Source organism: Mycobacterium sp. NGS66 (assembly GCF_059812225.1).
On the sequence record NZ_JCALCG010000002.1, the window covers coordinates 96560 to 113306 of the forward strand.

A 16747-nucleotide genomic window follows, 5' to 3' on the forward strand; every position below is an offset into this window, starting at 1 on the left:
CTCTTGTTACGGGAGTGGCGCAATGGGGGATTTGGTTGTCCCCTATTTCTTCACTCGCCGCTCCACGTTGCCGGTCGCGCGCACCGGCTGATCATCGAGGTGCGACGGCTGGCGCTCCGCCAGTGCTGCACGCAAGTTTTCCAGCTCGTGCCGCAGGTAGTCGCGGGTCGCCACCTCGCCGACGGCCAGCCGCAAGGCAGCCAGCTCGCGGGCCAGAAACTCGGTGTCTGCCTTGGTCTGCGCGGCTCGGCGGCGATCCTCTTCCAGCGCCACCCGGTCCCGGTTCTCCTGCCGGTTCTGGGCCAGCAGGATCAGCGGCGCCGCATAGGCGGCCTGCGTGGAGAAGGCCAGGTTGAGCAGGATGAACGGGTACGGATCCCACCGCCAATGCACCGCGAACAGGTTCACCAAGATCCACGCCAGCACCAAAACCGTCTGCAGCAACAGGTAGCGGCCGGTGCCGAAGAAGCGCGCGATCGACTCGGTGATCTGACCGACCGCTTCGGGGTCTACCTGCAGCGAGAACCTGCGCGACGTGCGGGGGGTGTACAGCCGGCGCGGCGCCGTGGTTTTGCTCACTGGCCTACTCCGGCTCGTCCGGTGCCAACTGTGCCGTTGACGTCGAGTTGCTGGGCATCCAGCCGCCAGTCATGCGGCAGCAGGTGATCGAGCAGGTCGTCCACCGTAACCGCGCCCAGCAGGTGGTTTTGGTCGTCCACCACCGGCCCGCACACCAGGTTGTAGGCGGCGAAGTAGCGGGTCACCGAGCCCAGCGGCGTTTCCGGCGACAAGGTCAGCAGATCGGTGTCGACGATCCCGCCGACCAGCTCGGCCGGCGCTTCCCGGAGCAGCCGTTGTAGCGGTACGCAGCCCAGGTAGCGCCCGGTGGGTGTGGCGGTCGGCGGGCGTGCCACGAACACCATGGATGCCAGCGCGGGCGTCAGATCGGGGTCGCGGACGCGCGCCAGCGCCTCGGCGACGACGGTGTCGGGGGCCAGCACCACCGGGTCGGAGGTCATCAGACCGCCCGCGGTGTCGGGGGAGTGCGTGAGCAGCCGTCGCACCGGGTCGGACTCGTCGGGGTCCATCCGGGTCAGCAGCATCTCGGCGTCGGTCGGGGTGAGCACACCGAGCAGGTCGGCGGCGTCGTCAGGGTCCATCGCCTCCAGCACGTCGGCAGACCGATCGGTGCCCAGCTGCGACAACACTTCGGCCTGGTCCAGCTCCGGCAGCTCCTGGAGGATGTCGGCCAACCGTTCGTCGTCGAGAGCCTTGAACACCTCATAGCGGCGCTTGGGCGGCAGCCCGCGAATGGTGTCGGCCACGTCGACGGCCTTGCGTCCCTCGAACTGCTCCAACAGCTCTGCCACTCCCTGATCCGGCATCGCCAGCGCCGACGGCGTCAAGCCCTGCACGTTGTGCCAGTCGACGATGTGCACGGGTCCGCGTCGCCCCAGCCGGCGCTGGCCGCGGACCGCAACCCTGGTCACCACCCAGTCGCGGGTTCGGGTCTGCTCGATGCCGAGGTCGGTGATCACTACTTGAGCTTGGGCGTTGGCCAGCTCTGGCAGATCAGGATCGTTGACCTTGACCGGTGTGTCCAGAATTTGGCCCATCGCCAGCGCCTCGCCGGGCCGTTGTTCGAAGCGGCGCAGCGACACATTGCCGGTGGTCAGCGTCACCGCGTTCGGCTCGATCGCGGCCACCCGCAGCATCGGTATGAAGATGCTGCGGCGGGTCGCCAGATCGACCACCAAGCCCAGCACGCGCGGTTGCTGGCGGACAATGCTGATGCTGATCACCACATCGCGGACCCGTCCGAAAGATTCGCCGAGTGGACCCAGCACCAACATCCGCGCAAGCCGTGCGACGTACACCCTGTTGACCGATCCCATGGGGAAAGCCTAAGCAGGTACAGGCCGGACGGCAGCCGGGCGGTGTCGCCCGGGCGGACCGGGCTGGTGTTGGCTCAGTGCACGTGCGCAATGATCACGACGAAGATCACGACCGCGATCAAGACAAGCGCAATTCCGACGCCCCCGATCACGATGCCGGCGATGGCCATCCCGCGGCCCGGTTGGTTGGTCTGCTTGATCTGGTTGACCGCGACGATGCCGAGCACCATACCGACGATGGGGATCACCCAACCGAGGTAGCAGAACAGCGTCAGGGGAATGCCGAGTAACGCCCCCGCGATCGACGTGATCAGCGACGCGGTCGCCAGCCCGCTGGTCCCGGATGACGGGGCGGGGTAGCCGGGCTGGTATGGGCTGTAGGCGCCCGGATATGCCGGTGCGGGCGGGTAGCTGGGGGGTGGCGCGCCCGGATAGGGGGGCGGGTAGCCGTATCCCGGTTGCTGGTACCCGGGCGGGTTGGCCGCATACCCGGGGTAACTGGGCGGCGAATGGTCGGTGTGCGGGTAGTCGACCGGCGGCGGTTCCCAGGGAGCGCCGTGGGGCATCGGCGCAGCGCGGGTCGCGTCGTCGTCCTGCCCGTACGGGCCGCCGGGACCGGTCATGCGATCAACCTAACTCATCGGGGCGCTGCTGCGACGTCCAAGAGCTCCGGCCCGGCGGCGAGATCGTGTCGTTGGCGCAGACCTCGCCGAAGGTGGAACGATGGCCGCAGGGGATCGGGAACAGAGGAGAATGTGGACCGATGACTAGTCCTTTCCAGCCCGGCCAAGTTCCCGGCGCAACGCCGGGCGCCGCGGCCGGGGGTCGAGGTATACCGGGTTTGCCGACGCCGCCCAGAGGTTGGCCGGTGGGCTCGTATCCCACTTACGCCGAGGCGCAGCGCGCCGTCGACTACCTGTCCGACCAGGAGTTCCCCGTTCAGCAGGTGACCATCGTCGGAGTCGACCTGATGCAGGTGGAACGCGTCACCGGCCGGCTGACCTGGCCCAAAGTGCTCGGCGGCGGTGTGCTCAGCGGAGCGTGGCTCGGCCTGTTCATCGGTTTGGTGCTGAGCATCTTCAGCGGCTCATATGCCGTGCTGGTCACCGGCGTGGTCGCCGGGGTGTTCTTCGGACTGATCACCTCTGCCGTCCCGTACGCGATGGCGCGTGGCACCAGGGATTTCAGCTCGACCATGCAGTTGGTGGCGGGCCGTTACGACGTCCTTTGCGATCCGCAGAACGCGGAGAAGGCCCGGGATCTGTTGGCGCGCCTGGCGATCTGACGTGAGTCGCAGGCGGTTGACGGCCGCCTTTCGCGCCACGCTGACCGCCGCGGTACTGCTATCGGGTTGCCGGTCCGGCGGTTCGGAGCTGGTCGTCAGCTTGTACACGCCGGCCACCGACGCCGCGACGTTCACCGCGCTCGCGCAGCGCTGCAACCAGCAGTTCGGCGGACGTTTCACCATCCAGCACGTCGGCTTGCCCAGATCTCCCGACGTGCAGCGACTCCAGTTGGCCCGGCGGCTGACCGGCAACGACCGCACGCTGGACGTGATGGCCATGGACGTGGTGTGGACAGCGGAGTTCGCCGAGGCGGGCTGGGCACTGCCGCTGTCCGAAGATCCGGCGGGCCTGGCCGAGGCCGACGCCACCGACGACACCCTGCCGGGCCCGCTGGCCACCGCCCGCTGGAAGCAGAAGCTCTACGGCGCACCCGTCACCACCAACACCCAATTACTTTGGTACCGCGCAGATTTGGTAGACCATCCACCGGAGAACTGGGACGGCGTGGTGGCCGAGGCGACGCGGTTGCACGACGCGGGCGGACCCAGCTGGATCGCCGTCCAAGCCAACGAGGGAGAGGGGCTGGTGGTGTGGTTCAACACGCTGCTGGCCAGCGCGGGGGGTCAAGTCCTGTCCGAAGACGGCCGCCGCGTCACCCTGACCGACACCGCCGAGCACCGGGCCGCCACCGTCTCCGCGTTGCGGATCCTGAAGTCGGTGGCCACCGCGCCCGGAGCCGACCCGTCGATCACCCGGACCGACGGCGGCACCGCGAGGTTGGCGGTCGAGCAGGGCCATGCCGCGCTGGAGGTCAACTGGCCGTACGTATTGGCGTCCATGCTGGAGAACGCGGTGAAGGGTGGCGTGCCCTTCCTGCCGCTCAACCGGCTGCCGGAATTGGCCGGCAGCATCGACAATGCCGGAACATTCACCCCGTCGGGCGAACAGTTCCGTATCGCCTATGCGGCCGCCAGCAAGGTGTTCGGGTTCGCGCCGTATCCGGCGGTGTCGCCGGGCAAGCCGGCCAAGGTGACGATCGGCGGGTTGAACTTGACGGTGGCCCGGACTACCCGGCACAAGGCCGAAGCCTTCGAGGCCGTGCGGTGCCTGCGCAGCCTGGCCAACCAGAAGTACCTCTCGATCGAAGGGGGCCTGCCGGCGGTTCGGGCCTCGCTGTACTCCGACCCGCAGTTTCAGGCGAAGTATCCGATGTACGACGTCATCCGGCGGCAGCTCATTGACGCGGCCGTGCGCCCGGCGACGCCGGTCTATCAGGCGGTGTCCATCCGGCTTTCGTCGGCGCTGAGCCCGATCACCGCGATCGATCCGGAGCGGACCGCCGACGAACTCGCCGTCGGAGTGCAAAAAGCCATTGACGGCAAAGGCTTGTTGCCTTGATGCGCGCCGGCGACGACGCAGTGGGGGCACCCCCAGCCGCGCAGCGGCGAGGGGGACGCAGCGATGAGGTGGGGGCACCTCCCGCTTGCGGGGGAGAGCGGCGCTTATGATGCGCGAGCGGGGACTGGCTTTCCTGCTGATCGCGCCTGCGACGACGCTGATGCTGGCGGTGACGGCGTATCCGATCGGCTACGCGATGTGGCTGAGCCTGCAGCGCAACAACTTGGCCACCCCCAACGACACCGCGTTCATCGGCCTGGGCAACTACCAAGAGATCTTGACCGACCGCTATTGGTGGACCGCGCTTGCGGTGACGTTGGCGATCACGGTGGTTTCGGTGTCCATCGAGTTCGTGGTGGGCCTGGCGCTGGCGTTGGTGATGCACCGGACGTTGATCGGCAAGGGGCTGGTGCGCACCGCGGTGCTCATCCCGTACGGCATCGTGACGGTGGCCGCCTCGTACAGCTGGTATTACGCCTGGACGCCGGGCACCGGGTACCTGGCCAACTTGCTGCCGCAAGGCTCATCTTTTCCCCAAGCGCCGCTGACCGAACAGATCCCGTCGCTGGGCATCGTGGTCTTGGCCGAGGTGTGGAAGACCACCCCCTTCATGGCGCTGTTGCTGCTGGCCGGATTGGCGCTGGTGCCCGAGGATTTGCTGCAAGCCGCGCAGGTCGACGGCGCGGGTGCCTGGCGTCGTCTGACGAAGATCACCATGCCGATCATCAAGCCGGCGGTGGTGGTCGCTCTGTTGTTCCGGACGCTGGACGCCTTTCGCATCTTCGACAACATCTACGTGCTGACCTCGGGGGAGAACAACACCGAGTCGGTGTCAATCCTGGGCTACGACAACCTGTTCAAGGGTTTCAACGTGGGCCTGGGCTCGGCGATCAGCGTGCTGATCTTCGTGTGCGTGGGGATCATCGCGCTGGTGTTCGTCAAGTTCTTCGGCGTTCATCAAATTGCAGCAGCGCCCGGATCCGAGGGGCGCTAGATGGGCACTGGATGTGCGCGGCGGGCCGCCTTCTGGGCGGTGGTCGACAGCTTGGTCGTGGTGTACGCGCTGCTTCCGGTGTTCTGGATGCTCAGCCTGTCACTCAAGCCGACGTCAACGGTCAAGGACGGCAAGCTGATTCCGTCGTCGGTGACGCTGGACAACTACCGGGGTATTTTCCGCGGCGAGTTCTTCAGCTCGGCGTTGGTGAACTCCGTCGGGATCGGGTTGACCACCACCGCGATCGCGGTCGGGCTCGGCGCGCTGGCGGCCTACGCGATCGCCCGGCTGAACTTTCCGGGCAAGCGGCTGTTGATCGGTATGACGTTGTCGATCACCATGTTTCCGGCGATCTCGTTGGTGACGCCATTGTTCAACATCGAGCGGTTCATCGGCCTGTTCGACACCTGGCCGGGGCTGATCCTGCCGTACATCACTTTCGCTCTGCCGCTTGCCATTTACACGCTGTCGGCGTACTTCCGGGAGATCCCGTGGGACCTGGAAAAGGCCGCCAAGATGGACGGCGCCACCGCAGGTCAGGCCTTCCGCAGGGTGATCGTGCCGCTGGCGGCGCCCGGTCTGGTGACGGCGGCGATCCTGGTGTTCATCTTCGCCTGGAACGACCTGCTGCTCGCGCTGTCGCTGACGGCCACCAAGGCGGCGATCACCGCGCCGGTGGCGATCGCGAACTTCACCGGCAGTTCGCAATTCGAGGAGCCGACGGGATCGATCGCAGCCGGCGCGATGGTGATCACCGTGCCGATCATCGTGTTTGTTTTAATCTTCCAACGACGAATTGTCGCCGGGTTGACCTCTGGCGCTGTGAAGGGATAGCGCGATGGCCGAGATTGTGCTGGAGCACGTCAACAAGACGTACCCCGACGGCCACACGGCCGTGCACGACCTCAACATCACCGTCGCCGACGGAGAATTCCTGATCTTGGTCGGGCCGTCCGGCTGCGGCAAGACGACGACGCTGAATATGATTGCCGGGCTTGAGGATATCTCCTCGGGGGAGCTGCGCATCGGCGGTGAGCGGGTCAACGAGAAGGCGCCCAAGGACCGGGACATCGCGATGGTGTTCCAATCGTACGCGCTGTATCCCCACATGACGGTCCGCCAGAACATCGCCTTCCCGTTGACGCTGGCGAAGCTGAAGAAAGCCGAGATCGCCCAAAAAGTGGAGGAAACGGCGAAAATCCTTGACCTGACTGAGCTTTTGGACCGTAAGCCCGCTCAGCTGTCCGGCGGGCAGCGGCAGCGGGTTGCGATGGGCCGGGCAATCGTGCGTCATCCCAAGGCGTTTCTGATGGACGAGCCGCTGTCCAATCTGGACGCCAAACTGCGGGTACAGATGCGCGGCGAGATCGCCCGGCTGCAGAAGCGGCTGGGCACCACCACCGTCTACGTCACCCATGACCAGACGGAGGCCATGACGCTGGGCGACCGGGTGGTGGTGATGCACGGCGGGGTCGCACAGCAGATCGGCACGCCCACAGAGCTTTACGAGCACCCCGCCAATCTGTTCGTCGCAGGGTTCATCGGGTCGCCGGCGATGAACTTCTTTCCCGCCACACCGACCCCGACCGGATTGCGGTTGCCGTTCGGCGAAGCGCTGCCGGCACCCGAAGTCCATCAGGCGATCGCGAGCCGGCCGAATCCGGAGGGCATCATCGTCGGGGTACGGCCGGAGCACATCCAGGACGCGGCGTTGATCGACGGCTACCAGCGCATCAAGGCACTGGTCTTCGAGGTCACGGTGGACCTGGTCGAGTCCTTGGGCGCGGACAAATACGTGTACTTCACCACCGCGGGCTGCGACGTGCACGCGGCGCAACTGGATGAGCTCGACGCTGAGTCCGAATCGCACGAGAAGCATTTCGTGGCAAGGCTTCCCGCCGAATCGAAGGCGGCCCTCGGCCAGTCGATCGAGTTGGCTCTCGACGCCACCAAACTGGCTGTTTTCGACGCCGCCTCCGGGGTCAACCTGACCGCGCCTGCGCGCCCTACAACCAGCCCCGCTTTCGGAAGCTGAAATAGAGGAAAACGCAGATGAGCACCATCGCGGTGACCACCGTCGGGTAGCCCCACTTCTCGTTCAGCTCGGGCATGAAGTGGAAGTTCATGCCGTAGATCCCGGCGACCATGGTGGGCACGGCGACGATACCGGCCCACGCCGAGATCTTGCGCATATCGCTGTTCTGCTGCATGCCGACGCGCGCCAGCGCGGCCTGCACCAGCGTATTGAGCATGTCGTCGTAGGCGGCGATGTGGTCGGCTGCCTCGGTCTGGTGGTCGGCGACGTCGCGCAGATAACGCCGAACCTCTTTGGAGATCAGGTCCTTGTTCTCGGTCTGGATGCGCTGGAATGCGGCCGATAGCGGGCTCACGCACCGCCGCAGCTCGACGACCTCCCGTTTGAGCAGATAAATCGGTTCGACGTCCACGTTGCGGGCCGGAGCGAAGGCCACTTCTTCGGCGCTGTCGACGTCGAACTCCATCAGGTTGGTCACTTCCACGTAGTGGTCCACCACGTAGTCGGCGATGGCGTGCATCACCGCATACGGGCCCAGCCGCAGGTGCTCGGGATCGGCGTCCATCCGCTTGCGCACGTCGGCCAGTCCGCCGTGTTCGCCATGCCGGACCGTGATCACGAAGTCCTTGCCGACGAAAATCATCACCTCGCCGGTTTCCACGATCTCGCGCGCCAGCACCACCGACTCGTGCGGAACGTAGTTGACGGTCTTCAGCACCAAGAACAGCGTGTCGTCGTATCGCTCCAGCTTGGGCCGCTGGTGGGCATGCACGGCGTCCTCAACGGCCAGCGGGTGTAGGCCGAATACGTCGGCCACCTCCTGCATGTGGCCCTGGTCCGGCTCGTGCAACCCGATCCAGACGAAGGCGCCCTGCCCGGTCAGCGCAATCTCGCGCACCGTGTTCAACGCCTGGGCGTAGCTGTATTTGCCGGGCTGTCGTCGGCCCTCGATGTAGACGCCGCAGTCAACCAGCGGCTGCGCGGGTCTCGGATCGGGGTGAACGTGCGGCGCGAAACTGCGGGCCCGGGCGACGGGTCGCAGCGCTTCCGGCAACGCGTCAAAGCCTGGGAACACATCAACCTCCGATCGCGGTGCTGGTCCGATCGAGCGGTGCTTTATGGTACGCGTCCTGGCACAAAGCGACCTGGCAAAATTTCGGACGTCGGCCGTGCGCTAGTTTCGACCCGAAACCAAGCAGATCGAATTCTCCCTAAGGAGCACCCCGACGTGAGCGCAACTCCTCTGAAGGTCGCTGTCACCGGCGCCGCCGGCCAGATCGGCTACAGCCTGTTGTTCCGCCTGGCCAGCGGCTCGCTGCTGGGTCCGGACCGCCCGATCGAGCTGCGCCTGCTCGAGATCGAGCCCGCGCTCAAGGCGCTCGAGGGCGTCGTCATGGAACTCGACGACTGCGCGTTCCCGCTGCTGGCCAACGTCGAGATCGGTGCGGACGCCGACAAGATCTTCGACGGGGTGAACCTGGCCCTGCTCGTCGGAGCGCGTCCACGCACCAAGGGCATGGAGCGCGGCGACCTGCTCGAGGCCAACGGCGCGATCTTCACCGCCCAGGGCAAAGCCCTCAACTCGGTTGCCGCCGACGATATCCGGATCGGTGTGACCGGCAACCCGGCCAACACCAACGCGCTGATCGCGATGAGCAATGCGCCGGACATCCCCAAGGAGCGGTTCTCCGCCCTGACCCGCCTCGACCACAACCGCGCGATCAGCCAGTTGGCCCGCAAGACCGGCGCCAAGGTCACCGACATCAAGAAGATGACGATTTGGGGCAACCACTCGGCCACCCAGTACCCCGACATCTTCCACGCCGAGGTCGGCGATAAGAACGCCGCCGAGGTGGTCAACGACCAGGCCTGGATCGAGAACGACTTCATCCCGACCGTCGCCAAGCGCGGCGCGGCGATCATCGAGGCACGCGGTGCGTCCTCGGCGGCCTCGGCCGCATCGGCGACCGTCGACGCCGCCCGGGACTGGCTGCTCGGCACCCCGCAAGGCGACTGGGTCTCGATGGCCGTCGTCTCCGACGGCTCCTATGGCGTGCCGGAAGGGCTGATCTCGTCGTTCCCGGTGACCACCAAGGACGGCAATTGGACGGTCGTGCAGGGCCTGGACATCGACGACTTCTCCCGCGAGCGGATCGACAAGTCCACCGCCGAGCTGGCCGACGAGCGCAACGCGGTCACCGAGCTTGGCCTGATCTAGCGGCGTGAGGTGGGGAGATCACGGCTCGATGACCGGCTGAGTACTGTGGGGGCCGTGTCGGAGCAGCCAGCAAATCCTCGGGTCGTCATCACCGACGAGGAGATCTTCGAGGCACACGTAGGGGGGAAGCTTTCCGTCGCCCTGAAGGCTCCGCTGGACACTCAGCGCGCACTGTCGATCGCCTACACCCCGGGCGTCGCCCAGGTCTGCCGCGCGATCGCCGCGGATCACACCCTCGCGACGCGCTACACCTGGTCCAATCGGCTGGTGGCCGTCGTCAGTGACGGCAGTGCCGTGCTCGGGCTCGGCGACATCGGGGCGGCCGCCGCCCTGCCGGTGATGGAGGGCAAGAGCGCGCTGTTCAAGGCATACGGCGGCCTCGACTCGATCCCGATCGTGCTGGACACCAAGGATCCCGACGAGATCGTCGAAACCTTGGTGCGGCTGCGGCCGACGTTCGGTGCGGTCAGCCTCGAGGACATCTCCGCTCCGCGCTGCTTCGAGATCGAGCGTCGCGTGGTGGAGGCGCTGGACTGCCCGGTGATGCATGACGACCAGCACGGCACCGCGATCGTCGTGCTGGCGGCGCTGATGGGTGCCACGAAGTTGCTGGGCCGCGACATGAGCTCACTGCGGGTGGTGGTGTCCGGGGCCGGGGCCGCCGGCATCGCGTGCTCGAATCTGCTTCTGGCCATGGGGATTTCGGACATCACCGTGCTCGATTCGCGGGGCATCCTGCACGCCGGGCGCGACGACATGAACAGCGTCAAGCACGATCTGGCCCGCCGCAGCAATCCCCGCCGGCTCACCGGCGGCATGGTGGAAGCGCTGGACGGGGCCGACGTGTTCCTCGGGGTGTCGGCGGGTGTGGTGCCCGAGGAGCTGATCGCCACCATGGCGCCCGACGGGGTGGTGTTCGCGCTGTCCAACCCCGACCCCGAGATTCACCCCGAGGTCGCGGCCAAGCACGCGGCCGTGGTGGCCACCGGACGCAGCGACTTCCCGAACCAGATCAACAATGTGCTCTCGTTCCCGGGGGTGTTTCGCGGAGCGCTGGATGCCGGGGCTCGCAAGATCACCGAGAAGATGATGGTGGCCGCCGCCGAGGCGATCTTCTCCGTCGTGAGCGACGACCTCGCGCCGGACCGCATCGTGCCAAGCCCGCTGGACCTGCGTGTCGGGGAAGCGGTGGCCGCCGCGGTGGCCGGAGCCGCCGAGACGTCAGACGCCTGAGGCGTTCGGGTGTGAGAGTCGGCAGGCTGGCGGCGCTGCTGTTGACCCTGGTGCTTTCGGTGCCGGGCTGCGCCTCGGGTCGCTGGGCCATCCACCATTCCGCGCCCGAGGTGGTGGTGGGCTCTGAGCCCGATACCGAATCCAGGCTGCTGGCCGACCTCTATGTTTCGGCGTTGCGCTCATACGGCTTTGCGGCGCGCGCCGAAACCCACGCAGACCCGATGGCCGAACTGGATTCGGGAGCGTTCACGGTGGTCCCGGTTTTCACCGGAAGGGTATTGCAGCGGCTGAAGCCGGGCGTGGCGGTGACGTCGGACAGCCAGGTCTATCGCGCGATGATCGCCATGCTGCCCGAAGGCATCGTCGCGGGCGACTACACCACTTCCGCCGAGGACAAACCCGCGTTGGCCGTCACCCCGGCCACCGCTGCCGCCTGGGGCGGCAACGACCTGTCCGCTCTGGCCGGCCATTGCGACGGCTTGGCGGCGGGAATCGTCACGGGCTTCCAGCCGCCGCCCTGGGTGGGAACCTGCCGAATGCCCGCCCCCCGCGAATTCCCTGGCGGCACACAACTATGGGCCGCCCTGCGGGCGGGGCAGCTGACCGCGGCCTGGACCACCACCGCCGATCCCGACGTTCCCGCCGAGTTCGTCGTGCTGGCCGACGTCAAACCCCCGCTGATCCAGGCCGAGAACGTGGTACCGCTGTATCGGCGCAATGCGCTGAAGGATCGCCAGCTGCTGGCGCTCAACGAAGTGGCCGGCGTGCTGGACACCGCGGCCCTGACCGAGATGCGCCGCCGAGTGACTGCCGGCTCCGATCCCCAAGCGGTGGCCGACGGATGGCTGGGCGAACATCCACTCGGCCGAAGCTGACTGCGTGAGACTGCGCTGGTGGCGTCCAGTCTGCGGTGAGGGCTGGCCCAAGGCCCGAAACCGCGCCCTCACCGCAGTCTCGATGAACAGCGCGCTGCGCGGAAGGTCAGTGCTGCTGCAACGTCGGCATGATCCGGCCCACGACGGGGCCGAACAGCCGCGGGTAGTTAGGACCGGCCATCCGCACCAGCGCATCCAACACCTTGGCGTCCACGCCGACCAGCACCCGGGCCTTGTTCTTGCGAACCGCGTCCAAGATGGTCCGGGCGGCGGCCTCCGGGCTGGTGCGGGCCAGCCGCTTGTCGAACAGCTTTGCCAGCTGCTCGGGGTCCAGCCCCTCGACGGCGGTGGCATTGCGGGCGATCGCGGTCTTGATGCCGCCGGGGTGCACCGTGGTCACCCCTACCGGATGGCCGGCCAAGATCATCTCCTGCCGCAGCGCCTCGGTGAACCCGCGGACGGCGAACTTGGCGGCGTTGTACGACGCCTGACCCGGGACGGCAAACAGGCCGAAGACGCTGGAGACGTTGATGACGTGGCCGTCGCCGGACGCGATCAGGTGCGGAAGGAATGCCTTGGTGCCGTTCACCACGCCCCAGAAGTCGACGTCCATCACCCGTTCGATGTCTTTGAACTGGCTGACTTCGACGTCGCCGGTGAACGCGATCCCGGCATTGTTGTAGATCTGGTTCACCTTGCCGAAGTGCTCGTTGACCGCGTCCGCGTACAGCAGGAACGCCTCGCGTTCGGTGACGTCCAGCCGGTCCGATTTGACCGACGCGCCGATCGCCTTCAGCCGTTCCTCGGTTTCCTGCAGCCCTTCGGTGTTCACGTCGCTGATGGCGACCTTGGCGCCGGACCGGGCCAGTTCGATGGCCAGCGCCTGACCGATCCCCGAGCCGGCGCCGGTGACCACGGCGACTTTTCCGGCGAACCCCTGCATAAGACCCTCACTTCCTCCCTGCGCGAGCGTGCATGGTTGTACGCCGACACGCCGTTGTCGCTGACACTTTACGCACGCTCGCGGGCGGGCTAGGCAAACGCGGTGTCGAGGATCTCCTGCTGCTCGACGGCGTGCACCTTCGACGAGCCCGACGACGGCGCCGACATGGCCCGGCGGGAGATGCGCTTGAGGCCGCTGAGCTTGTCCGGCAACAGCTCGGGCAGCTCCAGACCGAACCGCGGCCACGCCCCCTGATTGGCCGGCTCCTCCTGCACCCAGAAGAATTGCCGAGCGTTCTCGTAGCGGTCCAGCGTCTCGCCGAGCCGGCGCTTGGGCAGCGGAGCCAGCTGCTCGATCCGCACGATCGCGACGTCGTCGCGGTTGTCCTTGGCCTTGCGGGCGGCCAGCTCGTAATACAGCTTGCCGCTGGTCAGCAGGATCCGGTTGACCTTGCCCCGATCGCCGATGCCGTCCTCGTAGGTGGGCTCCTCGAGCACCGAGCGGAACTTGATCTCGGTGAAGTCCTTGATGTCGCTGACCGCGGCCTTGTTGCGCAGCATGGACTTCGGGGTGAACACGATCAGCGGGCGACGCACGCCGTCCAGCGCGTGGCGCCGCAGCAGGTGGAAGTAGTTGGACGGAGTCGACGGCATCGCGATCGTCATCGACCCCTCCGCCCACAGTTGCAGGAAGCGTTCGATCCGGCCGGACGTGTGGTCGGGCCCTTGCCCCTCGTGCCCGTGCGGCAGCAACAGCACCACCGTGGACAGTTGTCCCCACTTGGCCTCGCCGGAGCTGATGAACTCGTCGATGATCGACTGTGCGCCGTTGACGAAGTCTCCGAATTGCGCCTCCCACAGCACGACGGCGTCCGGGTTGCCCACGGTGTAGCCGTACTCGAAGCCGACGGCGGCGTATTCCGACAGCGGCGAGTCGTAGACCAGGAACTTGCCGCCGGTCGGCGTGCCGTCCTTGTTGGTCGTCAGCAGCTGCAGCGGCATGAACTCCTCGCCGGTGTTGCGGTCGATGATCACCGAGTGCCGCTGGGAGAAGGTGCCGCGCTTGGTGTCTTGTCCGGACAGCCGCACCAGTTTGCCTTCGGCGACCAGTGAGCCCAGCGCCAGCAACTCGGCGAACGCCCAGTCGATCTTGCCCTCGTAGGCCATCTCCCGGCGTTTTTCCAGCACCGGCTGCACGCGCGGGTGCGCGGTGAACCCGTCGGGCAGGGCCAGGAAGGCGTCGCCGATGCGGGCCAGCAGCGACTTGTCCACCGCGGTGGACAGGCCGGCGGGCAGCATCTGGTCGGACTCCACCGACAGGCTCGGCTTGGCGCCGTGCTTCTCCAGCTCGCGGACCTCGTTGAAGACCCTTTCCAGCTGGCCCTGGTAGTCGCGTAGGGCGTCCTCGGCCTCCTTGATCGAGATGTCGCCGCGGCCGATCAGCGCTTCGGTGTAGCTCTTGCGGGCCCCGCGCTTGGTGTCGACGACGTCGTACATGACCGGGTTGGTCATCGACGGGTCGTCGCCCTCGTTGTGCCCGCGGCGCCGGTAGCACAGCATGTCGATGACGACGTCCTTGTGGAACCGCTGCCGGAAGTCCACCGCCAGCCGCGCCACCCAGTCGCAGGCCTCCGGGTCGTCGCCGTTGACGTGGAAGATGGGCGCGCCGACCATCTTGGCGACGTCGGTGCAGTACTCGCTGGACCTGGAGAACTCCGGCGCGGTGGTGAACCCGATCTGGTTGTTGACGATGATGTGGATGGTGCCGCCGACGCGGTAGCCGGGCAGGTTGGTCAGGTTCAGCGTCTCGGCGACCACGCCCTGGCCGGCGAAGGCGGCGTCGCCGTGCAGCATCATCGGCACCACCGAGAAGGCCTTCTCGCCGTTGCTGTCGCTGGCTCCGTGGTCCAGCAGATCCTGCTTGGCCCGGACCAGACCCTCCAGCACCGGGTCGACGGCCTCCAGGTGCGACGGGTTGGCGGTCAGCGAAACCTGAATGTCGTTGTCGCCGAACATCTGCAGGTACACGCCGGTGGCACCGAGGTGGTATTTCACGTCGCCGGAGCCATGCGCCTGCGCCGGGTTCAGGTTGCCTTCGAACTCGGTGAAGATCTGCGAGTAGGGCTTGCCGACGATGTTGGCCAGCACGTTGAGCCGGCCGCGGTGCGGCATGCCGATGACCACCTCGTCCAGGCCGTGTTCGGCGCACTGGTCGATCGCTGCGTCCATCATCGGGATCACGCTCTCGGCGCCTTCCAGCGAGAACCGCTTCTGCCCGACGTATTTGGTCTGCAGGAACGTCTCGAACGCCTCGGCGGCGTTGAGCTTGCTCAGAATGTATTTCTGTTGCGCCACAGTGGGTTTGACGTGTTTGGTCTCGACCCGTTGCTCGAGCCACTCCTGCTGTTCGGGGTCGAGGATGTGGGTGTACTCCACCCCGATGTGGCGGCAGTAGGCGTCGCGCAGCAGGCCCAGCACGTCGCGCAGCTTCTTGTACTCCGCACCGGCAAAACCGTTGACCTTGAACACTCGGTCCAGGTCCCACAGCGTCAGGCCGTGGGTGAGCACCTCCAGGTCGGGGTGACTGCGAAACCTGGTGCTGTCCAAGCGCAATGGGTCGATGTCGGCCATCAGGTGCCCGCGGTTGCGGTACGCGGCGATCAGCTCCATGACGCGAGCGTTCTTGTCGACGATCGAGTCCGGATTGTCCTTGCTCCAGCGCACCGGCAGATACGGGATGCTCAGCTCGCGGAAAATCTCGTCCCAGAAGTCGTCCGAGAGCAGCATCTCGTGGATGGTGCGCAGGAAATCACCGGATTCCGCGCCCTGGATGATGCGGTGGTCGTAGGTCGAGGTCAGCGTGATCAGCTTGCCGATACCCAGTTCGGCGATGCGTTGCTCGCTGGCGCCCTGGAACTCGGCGGGGTACTCCATCGCGCCGACGCCGATGATCGCGCCCTGGCCGGCCATCAGTCGCGGCACCGAGTGCACGGTGCCGATGGTCCCGGGGTTGGTCAGCGAAATCGTCACTCCGGCAAAGTCTTCGGCGGTCAGCTTGCCGTCGCGCGCGCGGCGCACGATGTCTTCGTAGGCGGAGACGAATTCGGCGAACCGCATAGTGTCGGCACGCTTGATGCCGGCCACCACCAAGGCACGTTTGCCGTCTTTGCCGGGCAGGTCGATAGCGAGGCCCAGATTGGTGTGCGCCGGCGTGACCGCGGTGGGCTTGCCGTCGACCTCGGCGTAGTGCCGGTTCATGTTGGGGAACTTCTTGATGGCCTGCACCATGGCGAAGCCCAGCAGGTGCGTGAACGAGATCTTGCCGCCGCGGTTGCGCTTGAGCTGGTTGTTGATGACGATCCGGTTGTCGATCAGCAGCTTGGCCGGAATCGCGCGCACACTTGTCGCGGTCGGCACGTCAAGCGAGGCGGACATGTTCTTCACGACGGCCGCGGCCGCGCCGCGCAGCACCTGGACTTCGTCACCCTGGGCCGGCGGTGGGGTACTGGCCTTGGCGGGCCCGGAGGGAGCCGTCGCGGCGGTCGTGCCATTGCCGGCCGGAGCGGGCGGTGGGCTAGCGGCGGGCGGGGCGGCCGGTTTGGCGGGCGCGGTTTCGCTGCGCTGGGCGGCGGCCGGCTGGGCCGCCGGGGCGGGGGATGTCGCGGGTTTTGTCGCCGCGGGGGCCGGCTGCCCGTCGGCTCCCGAAGCGGATTCGGCGGCCGCTTCCGGGTTGTAGTCAACCAAGAATTCGTGCCAGCTCGGATCGACCGAAGAGGGGTCGTCGCGGAACTTGCGGTACATCTCCTCGACCAGCCATTCGTTTTGCCCGAATGGTGAACCTGTGTTGCTCACGGCCGCTGTTCGCCTCGAT

14 protein-coding genes are annotated in these 16747 nt (G+C 66.7%); 8 read left to right on the plus strand and 6 right to left on the minus strand.

Annotation, left to right across the window (positions count from 1 at the left end):
• Positions 1–42: 42 nt before the first annotated feature.
• The 3 genes from AC5Y2L_RS05015 to AC5Y2L_RS05025 form a co-directional block, all read right to left on the minus strand.
• Positions 43–579: a DUF1003 domain-containing protein gene (locus AC5Y2L_RS05015; protein WP_499932869.1), complete on the minus strand. Its 537-nt coding sequence runs from the start codon at positions 577–579 to the stop codon at positions 43–45.
• Positions 576–1895: a magnesium transporter MgtE N-terminal domain-containing protein gene (locus AC5Y2L_RS05020; RefSeq protein WP_499932867.1), complete on the minus strand. Its 1320-nt coding sequence runs from the start codon at positions 1893–1895 to the stop codon at positions 576–578. The genes AC5Y2L_RS05015 and AC5Y2L_RS05020 overlap by 4 nt, the downstream gene beginning before the upstream one ends.
• A 74-nt stretch (positions 1896–1969) precedes the next feature.
• On the minus strand, positions 1970–2518 hold the full coding sequence (locus AC5Y2L_RS05025) for a DUF4190 domain-containing protein (RefSeq protein ID WP_499932865.1): 549 nt from the start codon (positions 2516–2518) through the stop codon (positions 1970–1972).
• Positions 2519–2658: 140 nt separating this feature from the next.
• On the opposite strand from AC5Y2L_RS05025, the gene AC5Y2L_RS05030 reads away from it, so the two are divergent.
• The 5 genes from AC5Y2L_RS05030 to AC5Y2L_RS05050 all read left to right on the plus strand — a co-directional run bounded on the left by AC5Y2L_RS05030 (position 2659) and on the right by AC5Y2L_RS05050 (position 7608).
• The gene (locus AC5Y2L_RS05030; RefSeq protein WP_499932863.1) at positions 2659–3180 is read left to right on the plus strand and encodes a YflT domain-containing protein; all 522 of its coding nucleotides are present in this window, start codon (positions 2659–2661) and stop codon (positions 3178–3180) included.
• 1 nt (position 3181) lies between these two features.
• Positions 3182–4579 carry an extracellular solute-binding protein gene (locus AC5Y2L_RS05035; protein WP_499932861.1) on the plus strand — a complete coding sequence of 466 codons (1398 nt, stop codon included), beginning with the start codon at positions 3182–3184 and terminating at the stop codon, positions 4577–4579.
• 106 nt (positions 4580–4685) lie between these two features.
• On the plus strand, positions 4686–5573 hold the full coding sequence (locus AC5Y2L_RS05040; RefSeq protein WP_499932859.1) for a carbohydrate ABC transporter permease: 888 nt from the start codon (positions 4686–4688) through the stop codon (positions 5571–5573).
• Positions 5574–6407 (plus strand): carbohydrate ABC transporter permease, encoded by an 834-nt coding sequence (locus AC5Y2L_RS05045; RefSeq protein WP_499932858.1) that lies wholly within the window; start codon positions 5574–5576, stop codon positions 6405–6407.
• 4 nt (positions 6408–6411) lie between these two features.
• On the plus strand, positions 6412–7608 hold the full coding sequence (locus tag AC5Y2L_RS05050) for an ABC transporter ATP-binding protein (protein WP_499932856.1): 1197 nt from the start codon (positions 6412–6414) through the stop codon (positions 7606–7608).
• On the opposite strand, the gene corA is transcribed toward AC5Y2L_RS05050, so the two are convergent.
• Complete coding sequence (gene corA / locus AC5Y2L_RS05055) at positions 7580–8683, minus strand: magnesium/cobalt transporter CorA (RefSeq protein WP_499932855.1); 1104 nt, start codon at positions 8681–8683, stop codon at positions 7580–7582. The genes AC5Y2L_RS05050 and corA overlap by 29 nt on opposite strands.
• A gap of 153 nt (positions 8684–8836) precedes the next feature.
• Between corA and AC5Y2L_RS05060 the strand changes: the two genes are divergently transcribed.
• From AC5Y2L_RS05060 to AC5Y2L_RS05070, 3 genes are read left to right on the plus strand one after another with little or no spacing between them, the layout of a single operon-like run.
• Positions 8837–9826, plus strand: coding sequence for a malate dehydrogenase (locus AC5Y2L_RS05060; RefSeq protein WP_499932853.1), 990 nt, complete (start codon positions 8837–8839; stop codon positions 9824–9826).
• Positions 9827–9880: 54 nt separating this feature from the next.
• Positions 9881–11059, plus strand: coding sequence for an NAD(P)-dependent malic enzyme (locus AC5Y2L_RS05065; RefSeq protein WP_499932851.1), 1179 nt, complete (start codon positions 9881–9883; stop codon positions 11057–11059).
• Between the two features lie 11 nt (positions 11060–11070).
• Positions 11071–11934 carry a glycine betaine ABC transporter substrate-binding protein gene (locus AC5Y2L_RS05070; RefSeq protein ID WP_499932849.1) on the plus strand — a complete coding sequence of 288 codons (864 nt, stop codon included), beginning with the start codon at positions 11071–11073 and terminating at the stop codon, positions 11932–11934.
• Between the two features lie 106 nt (positions 11935–12040).
• Here AC5Y2L_RS05070 and AC5Y2L_RS05075 read toward each other — a convergent pair whose 3' ends face one another.
• Complete coding sequence (locus tag AC5Y2L_RS05075) at positions 12041–12877, minus strand: SDR family NAD(P)-dependent oxidoreductase (RefSeq protein WP_499932848.1); 837 nt, start codon at positions 12875–12877, stop codon at positions 12041–12043.
• An 89-nt stretch (positions 12878–12966) separates the two neighbouring features.
• The gene (locus AC5Y2L_RS05080) at positions 12967–16728 is read right to left on the minus strand and encodes a multifunctional oxoglutarate decarboxylase/oxoglutarate dehydrogenase thiamine pyrophosphate-binding subunit/dihydrolipoyllysine-residue succinyltransferase subunit (RefSeq protein ID WP_499932846.1); all 3762 of its coding nucleotides are present in this window, start codon (positions 16726–16728) and stop codon (positions 12967–12969) included.
• Between the last annotated feature and the right edge of the window lie 19 nt (positions 16729–16747).

Bases quoted from the DNA above. Each gene is read 5' to 3' on its own strand.
- AC5Y2L_RS05020 (WP_499932867.1), bottom strand. From the start codon at position 1,895: ATGGGATCGGTCAACAGGGTGTACGTCGCACGGCTTGCGCGGATGTTG.
- AC5Y2L_RS05025 (WP_499932865.1), bottom strand. From the start codon at position 2,518: ATGACCGGTCCCGGCGGCCCGTACGGGCAGGACGACGACGCGACCCGC.
- AC5Y2L_RS05030 (WP_499932863.1), top strand. From the start codon at position 2,659: ATGACTAGTCCTTTCCAGCCCGGCCAAGTTCCCGGCGCAACGCCGGGC.
- AC5Y2L_RS05040 (WP_499932859.1), top strand. From the start codon at position 4,686: ATGATGCGCGAGCGGGGACTGGCTTTCCTGCTGATCGCGCCTGCGACG.
- AC5Y2L_RS05045 (WP_499932858.1), top strand. From the start codon at position 5,574: ATGGGCACTGGATGTGCGCGGCGGGCCGCCTTCTGGGCGGTGGTCGAC.
- AC5Y2L_RS05050 (WP_499932856.1), top strand. From the start codon at position 6,412: ATGGCCGAGATTGTGCTGGAGCACGTCAACAAGACGTACCCCGACGGC.
- AC5Y2L_RS05075 (WP_499932848.1), bottom strand. From the start codon at position 12,877: ATGCAGGGGTTCGCCGGAAAAGTCGCCGTGGTCACCGGCGCCGGCTCG.